Origin of the sequence: Kibdelosporangium persicum (genome assembly GCF_013280595.1) — a bacterium.
Lineage (GTDB): Bacteria > Actinomycetota > Actinomycetes > Mycobacteriales > Pseudonocardiaceae > Kibdelosporangium > Kibdelosporangium persicum.
The window spans coordinates 1-14114 of sequence record NZ_JAAATY010000066.1; the positions used below are offsets into that span (position 1 = coordinate 1).

Annotated in this window: 2 protein-coding genes; both read right to left on the reverse strand. The window is 71.2% G+C overall.

Going from position 1 to position 14114, the window contains the following annotated elements; translation table 11 throughout:
• The coding region (locus GC106_RS46540) for a type I polyketide synthase (RefSeq protein WP_173142619.1) at nt 1-4166 on the reverse strand (4166 nt) is incomplete at its 3' end.
• A gap of 117 nt (nt 4167-4283) precedes the next feature.
• Nucleotides 4284-14114: type I polyketide synthase (locus GC106_RS47340; protein ID WP_246368377.1), on the reverse strand; the 9831-nt coding region annotated here is incomplete at its 5' end.

A 14114-nucleotide genomic window follows, 5' to 3' on the forward strand; every position in this document is an offset into this window, starting at 1 on the left:
AGCACCCCACCATCCACACCAAACACCACACCCGCCACCGACCCACCCAGCACCCCATCCAACCCCCCACACACCTCATCAAACACCCCAGCAAACACCGGAAACACCCCATACAACTCCCGACCCATACCCAACCGCTGCGAACCCTGACCCGCGAACAGGAAAGCCAGCTTGCCACCGGCGGGAGAACCGGCGACCACGTTCGCCGCGAACCCGGCACCCGCCAGGTTCTCCAGGCCGCCTCGCAGCTCGTCGGCCGTCGCGGCGGTCACCGCCGCCCGGTGCGCCAGGGTGGCTCGCGAAGTCGCCAGTGAGAAGGCGATGTCCGCGGGTACCGGCGCATCCTGTTCGTCCATGTGCGACAGCAGTCGCGCGGCCTGTTCCTTGAGCGCGGCGGGGTTTTTCGCGGAGAGCAACCAGGGCAGCGGCCCGGTGGCGGCCTTGCGCTCAGCCGGTGCCGCGACCGGGGGCGCCTGTTCGATGATCACGTGCGCGTTCGTCCCGCTGATGCCGAACGACGACACGCCGGCCCGGCGGGCACCTCTGCCCGGCTGCCACGGCGCGGGTTCGGTGAGCAGCCGGATGTCCCCGGTGGACCAGTCCACCTGGGGAGTGGGCTGGTCCACGTGCAACGTCTTCGGCAGCACGCCGTGCCGCATCGCCTGGACCACCTTGATCACGCCCAGCACGCCCGCAGCGGCTTGGGTGTGGCCGATGTTCGACTTCACCGACCCCAGCCACAACGGCCGCTCCCGGTCCCGGCCGTAGGTCGCCAGCAGCGCGCCCGCCTCGATCGGGTCCCCCAGCCGGGTGCCGGTGCCATGCGCCTCCACCAAGTCCACATCGGACGGTGACAACCGGGCGTTCGCCAGTGCCGCCCGGATCACCCGCTCCTGCGCACGCCCGTTCGGCGCCGCGAGGCCGTTCGACGCACCGTCCTGGTTGACCGCCGTACCACGCACCACCGCGAGCACCGGATGGTCGTTGCGCACGGCGTCCGACAACCGCTCCACCAGCAACAGCCCGACGCCCTCGGACCAGCCTGTGCCGTCGGCGGCGGCCGCGAACGACTTGCACCGGCCGTCCCCCGCGAGTCCGCCGCTGCGGGTGAACTCGGTGAACATGCCGGGGCCGGACATCACCGTGACACCACCGGCAAGAGCGAGCGAACACTCGCCGCGCCGCAGGGATTCCACCGCCAGGTGCACCGCGACCAATGAGGACGAGCAGGCCGTGTCGACCGTGAGAGCCGGCCCTTCCAGGCCGAAGGTGTACGCCACACGGCCGGACACGACACTCGTCATGCTGCCGGTGATGAGCTGACCCTGAAGGCTCTCCGGTGCCTCGTGCATACGTGGGCCGTAGTCCTGGGATATCGCGCCGACGAACACGGCGGTCCGGCTACCCCGCAGGTCGTCTGGAACCACACCGGCGTGCTCGAACGCCTCCCAGGCGGCTTCCAGCACCAGACGCTGCTGCGGATCGATCGCCACCGCCTCGCGTGGGCTGATGCCGAACATGTCCGCGTCGAACATGTCCGCGTCGTAGAGGAAACCGCCCTGGGTGGTGCTGGACGCACCAGTCCGGGCAAGGCTCTCGAGGTCCCAGCCACGGTCCCGGGGGAACTCCGCGATCGCGTCGCCTCCGTCGTGCACCAGCCGCCACAGCTCCTGCGGGGAGCGGACACCTCCCGGTGCCCGGCAGCTCATCCCGACGATCGCGATCGGTTCGTCCACGGCCCGCGTGCGGACCGGATGCGGCACGGCGACGGCGGTTCCCCGGACGGTGGCCAGCAAGTGCCCGGCCAGGGCCGCCGGGGTCGGGTGATCGAACGCGACCGTCACCGGCAGCCGGAGGCCGGTGACGGCGTTGAGCTCACCGCGCAGCTTCGTCACCGCCAGTGAGTCGAAACCCAGGTCCAGGAATGTCTGCCCCTCCCGGAGTTCGTCCGCCCCGAGCCCTATCAGAGGGGCCGCCGTGGCACGCACGAGTTCCAGCAGCCGGTCGGGCCATTCGGCCGCCGGGACGCCGTTCAGCTCGGCGCGCAGGGCCCCGTCCGGCAGTCCGGCGGACGACGGAGGCTCAGCCGGGCGGTGGCCGCGCTGGAACGCGTACGTGGGCAGATCCATTCGCCGTGCACCGCCGGTCGCGGCGAAGTGTGTGCGCCAGTCGACAGGCACACCGTGCACATGAGCCTGGGACACCGAGGCAAGGACCTGGTTCAGGCTGCCGTCACGACGGGTGAGTGTCGTGATCGTCAGGCCCTCGACGCCCGCCTCGTCCAGGCAGTCCCGTACCGCCGTGGTGAGCCCTGGATGCGGACTGACCTCCACGAAGGTCCGGTGACCCTGATCGATCAGCATCCGGATCGCGCGTTCGAACTGCACTGTGTGCCGCAGGCTCTGGTACCAGTAACCGGCATCCAGCTCGGTGCCGGCCAGCGGGCCACCGGCGAGCGTGGAGAAGAAGGCGGTGCCCGCGGCCTTCGGCGCCACCGGACCGAGCACGGTCAGCAGTTCGTCGCGAAGCCCTTCGATCTGCGGCGAGTGCGCCGCGAAGCCGACCGGGATCTTCTGCGCCCGTACCCCTTCCGCGGACAACTCGGCGATCAGGTCACCGATGGCACCCGCCTCGCCGGAGACGACGACCGAACCCGGGCCGTTGACCGCCGCGACCGCCAACCGGTCACCCCAGCGGGTCAGCCGCGGCGCCAGCCGGCCGACAGGCAGGAACACCGAAGCCATGTCACCACGACCGGCCAGTGTCGCCTGCGGCTTGCTCCAGAGCGCGGCGATCCGAGCGCCGTCGGAGAGCGACAGAGCGCCCGCCTCACACGCGGCGACCACCTCCCCGAGGCTGTGCCCCACGACCGCGTCCGGCACGACACCGAAGGACCGCCACAGCGCCGACAACGAAACCATCACCGCGAAGAGCGCCGGCTGCACGACGTCGGCCCGGTCGAGCGAGGGCGCGCCGGGGGCGTCTCGCAGGACGTCGATCAGCGACCAGTCCACGAACGGTGCCAGAGCCGCGGCACAGTCCTCGATCCGCTCCCGGAACACCGCGGCGGAATCCAGCAGCCGATCGGCCATGCCGCGCCATTGTGGCCCTTGGCCGGGATAGACGAACACGACCTTGCCCGCCGGTTTCGCCACACCCCGGCTCAGTCCGTCGCCCGCACCACCGTCCGCCAGCGCGTCAAGGCCGCGCACGAAATCCTGTTGCACCGAGCCGACCACCACGGCCCGGTGCGTGAGCCGCGACCGGGTGGTGGCCAGCGAGAAGCCGATATCGGCCGGGTCCAGTCCGGGTGTGCCCGTCACATGCTCCCGCAGCTTGCGCGCCTGCGCGGCCAGTGCTTGTTCGCTGTGCGCCGAAAGCACCCATGGCGCCACCGTGCCGGGCACCCGCCGAGGCTCATCCGTGGCCTCCATCCGCGGCGCGGCCGCAACGATCACCGGTGCGCCATCAGGACCAGTCGACCGGACCGTCACCTGCCCGGCACGTCCACTGTCGTGAAAGGACAGTGCTGCCTCGATCAGCCCGGAGATACCGTGGCGGGCTTCGGCATCCGCGGCCGATGAGCCGCCGATCCGGATCACACAGTGCACACGATCGCCGTCCCGACGTGCCCTGGACAACGTCTTGAGGACGAGGACGGCGCCGCCACCGTCCGTCCCACCGGCCAGCGCTACCCCGGCTTCACCAGCCAGCAGCCGATCACATGCCGCGCGCAGCGCCACAATCGCGCACTGGCGGGTGAAAGTGGCTGTCACCGAGGCTTCCAGCCGCAGGGCGCGGGACAGGCGGTGCACGGCCGCACCATGGTAGAGCCAGGTTCCGGTGTCCTGGTCCGGTACCGAGGTACCGGACCAGGTCGTCGGCTGTCCCGCGAGGACATGCGCTGCCGCCAGTTCGACGGCCACCTGTTCCGTCGCGAGCGACTCCACCGGGAGCCCGGCGTCTTCCAATGCCTCCCACGCCAGTTCGAGCAGTACCACTTCCCGGGGATCCAGCGCTGTGCCGGCATCCGCTGCCGTACCGAGGAAATCGGCGTCGAATCCACTGCCGGTGACGCCCTCCGGCCGCCACGCGAATCCGACGAGCGCGATGTCGTCACCCGGCTCGCCGACGACCTGACCACCAGCACCGACCATTGCCGTCATCGCTACTCCCCACGCGGTCGCCCGTCCCGATCACGGAACGCACTTCACCGAGAGGCTATGAGGATCGGCCTTGTGGCGGTCTTGCAAAGGCCTCACAGACACCGTGCCCGGGGATCGTCACTCGAACGACCGCAGCCAGGCCGTCACCGCCTCCGCTGTGGTCCCGGCGTTCTCGGCCATCATCGTGAAGTGGTCCCCTGGCACCACCGTGACCGTGTCGGCGCCGTCCCAGTGGGCTCGCCAGGCTTCGCCCGGCGGCCCGGCTTCCCCGAAGTCGGCGCTGAACAAGTCGCGCGGCCGGACGAACAGCGTCCGCGCGACGACCGGACCGGCCTGCCACTGGCCGAGCAGCCGGACGTAGCGGCCCATCGCCGACAGGGCGTGACCGGTGAACTGCCCGAACCGTTGCTGCCGGTCGAACGCGCCGTCCAGCACCTGGGTGAAGAGACTGTCGATGCCGGTGCCACCGGCCGGATAGGTGTCCAACAGCACGACGGCCGACGGCTTGCCGCCGCGCTCCTCAAGACGGCGCACGGCCGCGTGCGCCAACAGCCCACCCGCCGAATAGCCCACCACCGCGCAGGAATCGTCCCCGGCCGCCGACTGGATGCGGTCGGCGATCAGGTCGACGACGACGTCCAGCGCACCCGGCAACGGTTCTCCGTCCGCGAAACCGGGAATCGGTACGACGTCGACGTCCCGTACGTCCCGCAGATGCGCCGCGAACCGCGCGAACTGCAGGGGTGTGCCCATCCCGACCGGCGAAGGGACGCACAGCAGCCGGGTGGGCGATCCGCCCGCCGATCTCACCGCCAGTCGCACCGGATCACGGCGCGGCACGTCGCCGGGCGACCGGAATTCGGGGCGCAGTCCGGCGACCGCTTCCAGCAGGCCGAACGCCTCGTCGCGCCGCCCTTCCCGCAATGCCGAGCGGAACAGTCCGGTGAGCATGTCCGGCCCGTCGCCGTCGGGTGTCCGCGGCTTGGTGCCGGCCTGTTGCGCTGAGGAGAGCTCACCGAGGACGTACTCGGCGAGTTCGGCGGCGCTGGGCCGTTCGAAGACCACGGTGACCGGTAGCCGCAGCCCACAGGCTTCGTTGAGCCGGTTGCGCAGTTCGACGGCGGTCAGGGAATCGAAGCCCAGTGCGGTGAACGCCTGTTGCGGTGACACGTCTTCCGGCGACGGGTGACCGAGCACCGCCGCGGTGTGCTGGCGCACCAGGTCGAGCACGGTTTCCCTGCGGGATCGGGAGTCCTGTCCGGCGATCCGGTCGCGCAGCGCGCCGGGGTCCGTCACGGCACCGGCCGCGGCGGTACGGCGTGACGGGATCAGGCCGCGCAGGACCGCCGGGACGGATCCCGTTCTGGCCGAGAGGTCGAGCCGGATCGGGACGAGGACGGCGTCCGCCAACGGCAAAGCCGTGTCGAACAGGCCAAGGCCATCCTCTGTGGACAGACTCCGGCCACCGCCGCGGGCGATCCTGGCCCGGTCGAGTTCACCGAGCGCGCCGGTCATCGCACTCGTCTGCTCCCACAGGCCCCAGGCCAGCGCGACAGCGGGCAGTCCGGCGGCCCGCCGGAGGGCGGCCAGTGCGTCCAAAAACGCGTTGGCCGCGGCATAGTTGCCTTGTCCAGGCCCGCCCATGACACCCGCGGCGGAGGAGAACAGCACGAAAGCGGAAAGCCTCATCTGTTCGGTCAGCTCGTGCAGATGCCAAGCGGCCTCCGCTTTCGGCCGCAGCACCGTGTCCAGCCGCTCGGGTGTCAGCGACGAGATGACCCCGTCGTCCAGCACTCCCGCGGCGTGCACGACCGCGGTCAACGGATGCTCGGCGGGTATCGTGCCCAGCAGTCGCGCGAGTGCGTCGCGGTCCGCGACGTCGCAGGCCCGCACCGAAACGTCGGCTTCCAACTCGGTCAGTTCGGCGCACAACTCGGCCGCGCCCGGCGCGTCCGAGCCTTGACGGCTGGTCAGCACCAGGTGGCGTACGCCGTGCACGGTCACCAGGTGCCTGGCCAGTGCCGCGCCGAGTGTCCCGGTTCCGCCGGTGATCAGGACCGTTCCAGTGCCCAGGTCCCCGGCTCGCGCTTCCGGTTGCCGGGCGGCTCCGGCCAGTCGCGGCACCGACACGACGCCACCCCGGACGGCCAGCTCAGGCTCCTGTGCGGAGTGCCGGACGACCGTCTCAGCATCGAAGTCCCCGTCACAATCCACCACTACGAACCGCCCCGGGTGCTCGGATTGCGCCGAGCGCACCAAACCACGCACGGCCGCGGCCGCCGGATCAAGCACCTCCTCACCCGGATCGACAGCCACCGCACGGCGGGTCACCACGATCAGCCGTGACGAGTTCCAGGCGGGGTCGGCCAGCCACGTCTGCAGGACGCCCAGCACGTGGTGGGTCAGCGCCCGCATGCGTGACGGCACGTCGTGGTCGTCCTGCTCGCTCGTGCAGGGCAGCACCACGACATCGGGCACCGGCGCCCCGGCGGTGATCGCGACGGCCAACGCGCCGAGGTCCGGATAGACGTGTGCCGCGTCCACGGCGGGTTGAGCGTCCCCCGCCAGCCACACCACCGTTTCAGGCAGTGAGTGTGCCGTGCCCGCGACCGCCGGTTTCCACGTCAGCCGGAACAGGGAGTCCACCTCCGCGGTGCCCGCCGCGGGCAGCTGCCCGGCCGGCAGCCGCCGGAGTACCAGCCGGTCGATGGTCAGCACCGCGGCGCCTGTGGGATCGGCCATCTGGATGGACATCCCGTCGGCGTCAGGCGCCAGCCGCACTCGCACCTCGGTGGCGCCGCCCGCGTGCAGCGACACCCCGCTCCAGGCGAACGGCAGTCCGATGTCCCCGCTTTCGGCCGGTTCGGCGACCGCACCCGCCGCGTGCAGCGCGGCGTCCAGCAGTGCCGGATGGATGCCGAACTTGTCCGCGCCCGTCACCGCGTCGCTGGACAGTGCGACCTCCGCGAAGATCTCTTCACCCCGACGCCATACCTTGCGCAACCCGCGGAACGCGGGGCCATACGCCAGGCCGTTGCCGGCGAATTCCGCATACGTCCGTGTCAGGTCGACCACCACAGCGTCCGCGGGCGGCCAGTCCCGCTCCATGAAGCGTTGCGGAGCCGCGGCCGACGCGAGTACGCCCGCCGCGTGCCGGACCCAGGGATGCCGGGTTCCCGCGCTCTCCGGCCTGGCGTGCACGCTCAGCGAGCGGCGGCCCGACCCGTCGTCCGCTCCGACCAAGACACGTACCTGCGCCGAGCCCGTGCCGGTGAGCACCAGCGGTGCCTCGACCGTCAGCTCCTCCACCAGGTCGCAGCCCACCTCGTCGCCTGCCCGCACAGCCAGTTCGACGAAACCCGTGCCAGGGAACACGATCGCGCCCGCCACCACGTGATCGGCCAGCCACGGCTGTGCCGCCGGGGACAGTCTGCCGGTCAGCACGACCCAGCCCGTGTCCGGCAGGGACACGGCCGCGCCCAGCAACGGGTGGTCCGTCGTGCCCAGCCCGAGCCCTGCCGCGTCCGCCGGCGAGTCCCCGGCGTCCAGCCAGTAGCGCTTGCGCTGGAACGCATAGGTCGGCAGGGCCACCCGGCGGCCGGTGCCGATGACCTTCGGCCAGTTCACCTGAACGCCGCGGACGTGCGCGCGGCCGAGCGAGGTGACGAATCGCCTCAAGCCACCGTCGTCACGGTGCAGGGAATCCACTACCACGGCACCCGTGCCGTAGTCCTCGGCGATCTCCTGCATTCCGACGGTCAGCACCGGATGCGGGCTGACTTCGACGAAGTACCCGTAGCCGTTGCCGAGAGCCGAACGCACAGCCGTGTCGAACAGAACCGTGTGACGCAGATTCGTGTACCAGTACTGGGCATCCAGTTCGCTGGTGTCGATCCGCGAACCGGTCACCGCCGAGATCACCGCGATGTCGGAAGGACGGCACGTCACCCCGGCCAACTCGTGGGCCAGTGTCCGCTCGATCTGCTCGACCTGCGCCGAATGTGACGCGTAGTCCACCGGAATCCGCCTCGTGCGAACGCCTGCCTCGGTCAGTTTCGTCGCCAGTTCGGTCACCGCGTCCGGTTCGCCGGACACCACGGCGGAGGACGGGCTGTTGACAGCGGCAAGCGACAGCCGGCCTCCCCACGCGGTGATGGCCGTACGGACATCAGCCTCCGGCGCCGCCACGGCGAGCATGCTTCCTTTGCCTGACAACGCGAGCAGCACCTTGCTGCGCAATGCGACGATCTTCGCCGCGTCCTGGAGCGTCAACGCTCCCGCGACGCACATCGCGGCGATCTCCCCCTGGGAGTGGCCGATGACCGCGTCGGGGCGCACGCCCGCCGAACGCCACAGCTCGGCGAGCGAAACCATCACCGCGAACAGCGCGGGCTGGACGACGTCGACCCGCTCCAGCGGTGGCGCGCCCGGCGCCGCGCGCAGCACGTCCATCAGCGACCACTCGACGTGCGGAGCCAGCGCCCGTTCGCACTCGAGCAGACGATCGGCGAACTCCGCGCTGGCCGCCGCCAGTTCCAGCGCCATCCCGGCCCACTGGGAACCCTGCCCCGGGAAGACGAACACCGTCTTGCCGCCCGCTCCGGCAGCTCCGTTGCCCGCGACCACATTCGCCGCGGTTGCGCCCGCGGCCAGCACACGCAGCCCGGCCAGCAACTCCTCGCGATCACGGCCGACGACCACGGCACGGCAGTCCAGCGTCGCCCGGGTGGTGGCCAAGGCATGGCCGATGTCGGCGATGGCCTGCTCCGACTGCTTGTCCACATGCGACAAAAGCCGTTCCGCCTGTGCCGTGAGCGCGGCGGGTGTCGTGGCCGAGAGGACCCAGGGCACCACCGCCGGTCCCGGTTCTTCACCGCGATCGGTCTCCCGGACGGCCTGGGGGCCTTCTTCGATGACGACATGGGCGTTGGTGCCGCTGAGCCCGAAGGCCGACACCCCGGCACGGCGGGGACGGTCCACCGACGGCCATCCGACCTGCCGGGTCAGCAGGCCGACCTGGCCCACCGACCAGTCCACCTGGGTGGTCGGCGCGTCCACGTGCAGGGTTCGCGGCAGCACACCGTGCCGCATCGCCAACACCATCTTGATCACCCCGGCGACCCCGGCCGCCGCCTGCGTGTGCCCGACGTTGGACTTCAGCGACCCCAGCCAGAGCGGCTCGGTCCGGTCCTGGCCGTAGGTGCTCAGCAAGGCCTGTGCCTCGATCGGGTCGCCCAGTCTCGTGCCTGTTCCGTGCGCCTCCACAGCGTCCACATCCGCGGCGGAGAGCCGTGCGTCGGCGAGCGCCTGGCGGATCACGCGCTGCTGCGCGGGACCGTTCGGCGCGGTGAGGCCGTTGGACGCGCCGTCGGAATTCACCGCCGAACCACGCACGACCGCCAGCACGTCGTGCCCGAGGCGACGGGCGTCGGACAACCGCTCGACGAGCAGCATGCCCACGCCCTCGGCCCAGCCCGTGCCGTCCGCCCTGTCGGCGAAGGACTTGCACCGGCCGTCGGCGGCGAGCCCGCCCTGCGGGGCGAACCCGGCGAACGCGCCGGGGGTCGACATCACGGTCGCACCGCCTGCGAGCGCCATCGAGCACTCGCCCGACCGCAGTGCCGCCACCGCCCAGTGCAGGGCGACCAAGGATGACGAACACGCCGTGTCCACCGTCACCGCCGGTCCGTGCAGCCCCAGCACATAGGCGATCCGGCCGGAGGCGACGCTGCTCACGTTGCCGTTGAGCAGGAATCCAGCCACGTCCTGCGGTACCTCACGCAGGCGGGCGGCATAGTCGGGCTGGCTCACCCCGGCGAACACCGCGGTGCGGCTGCCGCGCAGCGAGGTGGGGTCGATCCCGGCGTTCTCAATCGCCTCCCACGACGTCTCCAGCAGCAGCCGCTGCTGCGGATCCATCGCCAGTGCCTCCCGCGGCGAGATGCCGAAGAAGCCGGCGTCGAAGTCCGCGACGTCGTCGAGGAATCCGCCCAGCCGGGCGAAACCGTCCGCCGGTCCCGCCGGTGGCCAGCCGCGGTCGGCGGGGAATCCGGACATCGCGTCCCTGCCGTCGAGCAGCAGGTCCCAGAGCTGGTCCGGGGAACTGATGCCGCCGGGCAGCCGGCAGGCCATGCCGACGATCGCGATCGGCTCGCCGGAGCCGGCGGGCACGGCGGGGTCCTCGTCCCCGTCCGCCGGTGCGCCGAACAACCCTGCCAGCAGGTGATCGGCCAGCACAGCGGGCGTGGGGTGGTCGAACACCAGAGTCGCGGGCAGCGCGAGCCCGCTGGCGGCGGCCAGGCCGTCCCGGAACTCCACCGCGGTGAGCGAATCGAAACCGAGGTCCTGGAACGCCTTGTCCGCGCCGATCGCGTCCGCCGACTCGTGCCCGAGCACCACCGCGGTCTCTTCGCGCACAAGCCTCAGCACCGCGTCGCGCCGGTCGGCCGCCGGCAACGCGGCGAGCCGGTCCCGCAGGTGCGACCGGCCGGGTTCGTCCCGGGGCACCGGCGCTTGCTCTTCGAGCAGCCGTGCGGCAGCGGGGATCTCCGTGATCAGCTGACGTGGCCGGGCGAGGGTGTAGGCGGGGACGAACCGGTCCCAGTCGATGTCGGCGACCGTGAGGCAGGTTTCGTCGTGGTCGAGCGCCTGCTGCAGTGCGGCGATCGCCCCCGCAGGCGGCATCGCGCGGACACCTGTGCGGCGCAGCCACTCCTGTGCCGGACCGTCGGCCATACCGCCGCCTGCCCACGCTCCCCAGGCGATGGACGTCGCCACCAATCCTCGGCGCCTCCGGTCCTGAGCCAGTGCGTCCAGGTACGCGTTTCCCGCCGCGTAGACGCTTTGCCCGGCGCTGCCCCACACCGCCGCGCCTGAACCGAACAGCACGAACGCCTCGAGCGGCTGCCCGGCCGACACCTGGTCCAGATTCACCGCGCCCACGGCCTTCGCGGCCAGTGACCGGGCCGCGTCCGCCACGGTGAGTTCCGCCAACGGCTTGTGTTCCACCACGCCTGCGGCGTGCACGATCGCGGTCAACGGGCCTTCTCGCGCCACCAACGCGGCCAGTGCGGCGCGGTCGGCCACGTCGCAGGAGGCGAACGCGACCCGGGAACCGAACTCGGCCGCCAGATCAGCGGCACCCGGCGCGTCCGCGCCACGACGGCTGACCAGCACGACCCGGCAGGCTCCGCCGTCCACCAGCCAGCGTGTCAGGTGCGCACCCAATGCGCCGGTGCCTCCGGTCACCAGGACCGTGCCGTGCGGGCGCCAAGGATCCTTTGCCGTGCCGGGGTTCGGAGCCGGCGTCATCCGGCGCGCGAACACTCCGGAATCACGAACAACCAGCTGGTCCTCGTCGCCTGCGCCGGCGATCACACCGGCGAGCGCGGCTGCCGTGCGGTCGCTGACGACCGCGGGCAGGTCGACCGTGCCACCCCACTTGCCGGGCTGTTCCAGATCCGCCACCAGGCCTAGCCCCCACAGCTGCGCCTGGACCGGATTGCTCAGCGGGTCCGACGGCCCGACCGACACGGCGCACTGAGTCACGTTCCAGAACGGCGCGTCGACGCCGGATTCGGCCAGGGCTCCCAGCACGCCGATCGTCATGGCGAGTCCGGACGGGACCGCCGGGTGCACCGGGTCAGGCGTATCGGCCAACGCCAGCAGGGATAGCACGCCGTGGACATCAGTCCGCCCGTCGAGGACATCGGCGAGCGCGGAGCGCGGCGCGGCGGACGTCGGCATATCCAGGCGTACCACGTCGGCGCCCGCGGCGGCCAACGCTGCCAAGACCTCGCCGGCGATCGCCGCGGCAGCGGGTACTTCCGGCACGGCCACCAGCCAGGTGCCGTCCAGGCGCTCCGGTGTGGTCCGCGGCAGCGGCCGCCACTCGACCCGGTAGCGCCACGAGGCGGCAGCGCCGGTGGTTCCGCCATCGAGTGGAATCCAGTACCGCCCGCGTTGGAAGGGATACGTCGGCAATTCGACAGGATCCGGTGCCCACGGGGCGAACACCGCATTCCAGTCCACCCGTGCCCCGTGCACATGCGCACTGGCGAGCGCGGTGAGCACACCGCTCGTCTCGTCCTCGTTCTTGCGCTGCGACGGGATCGCGACCACACCGGGGACGGCGTCCCGCACCATCCCGGTCAACTGGGAACCCGGCCCGAGCTCCACGAACCGCGTGACTCCCTGGTCGGCCAGGCAACGGATGCCGTCGTGGAAGCGGACCGGCACGCGGATCTGCCGCGCCCAGTACTCCGGCCCGGCCATGTCCCCCGGTGCCACCACCGAACCGGACACAGTGGACACGATGGGAATGGCGGGTGGCGCGAACCGCAGGCCGCTCACGATCCGGCGGAACTCGCCGAGCATCGGTTCCATCCGCGCCGAGTGGAACGCGTGCGACACGCGCAGCCGGCGGACTCTCCTGCCGGTTCGGCGGAAACCAGCCGCGATCTCGTCGACCGCGTCCTCGTCACCGGACAGCACGACCGACCGCGGGCCGTTGACGGCGGCGACGGACACCGCCGCTTCCCGGCCGAGTACCAGCGGGGCCACTTCGTCCTCACCCGCTTCCACCGACACCATCACCCCGCCGGGCGGCAACGCCTGCATCAGCCTGCCGCGTGCCGCCACCAACGCGCAGGCGTCCTCAAGGGAGTACACGCCCGCCACGTGCGCGGCAGCCACCTCCCCGATCGAGTGGCCCAGCAGGAAATCCGGCCGCATTCCCCAGGATTCCAGTAGCCGGTACTGTGCCACCTCGATCGCGAACAACGCGCTCTGCGCGTAGGCGGTCTGATCGAGCAGCTCCGCCTCGGCACTGTTCTCGGCCGCGTCGAGCACCGAGTCGAGTGGACGGTCCAGGTGGCCGTCCAGTTCGGCGCTCACGGCGTTGAACGCCTCGGCGAAGACCGGGAACGACGCGCGAAGCTGCCGACCCATCCCCAGCCGCTGTGCTCCCTGCCCGGCGAAGAGGAAGGCGGTCGCGCCCGCGGTCGCGACGCCTTCGACCACGCTCGGCAGCCGGGTACTCCCGGCGATCGCGAGCAGCCCGCGCACGGCGCTTTCGTGGTCGGCGGCCAGGACCACCGCACGGTGTTCGAAGGAAGCCCGGCCTGTAGCCAGGGAGAACCCGACATCGGCGAGTCCGGCCGGACCACTCTCATCCACGAACGACAAGATCGACGCTGCCTGGGCGCGCAGGGCGTCCACACCGCGTGCGGACACGATCCAGGGAACCAGCGTTCCGCCCGGCGATGCCGGTGGCCCGGCCGTCCGCACCGCGGGCTGTGGCTGCTCGAGGATCACGTGGGCGTTCGTGCCGCTGATCCCGAACGACGACACCCCCGCCCGCCGCGGCCGGCCGGTGCGCGGCCATTCCTTCGCCTCGGTGAGCAGCCGCACAGACCCGGCCGACCAGTCCACGTGCGGCGACGGCTCGTCCACGTGCAACGTCCGCGGCACCACACCATGCCGCATCGCCAGCACCATCTTGATCACACCGGCCACCCCGGAAGCCGACTGGGTGTGCCCGATGTTCGACTTCACCGACCCCAGCCACAGCGGCCGTTCCCGCCCCTGGCCGTACGTCGCCAACAACGCACGCGCCTCAATCGGATCACCCAACCGGGTCCCCGTCCCGTGCGCCTCCACAACATCCACATCAGACGCCTCAAGACCCGCCACAGCCAGCGCCTGCCCAATCACCCGCCGCTGAGCCCGCCCACTCGGAGCAGTCAACCCATTCGACGCACCATCAGAATTCACCGCCGAACCACGCACCACAGCCAACACACGATGACCATTACGCCGAGCATCCGACAACCGCTCCACCAACAACACACCAACACCCTCACCCCACGCCGTACCATCAGCAGCCGCCGCGAACGCCTTGCACCGCCCATCCGAAGCAAGCCCACCCTGCCGCTCGAACTCGGTGAA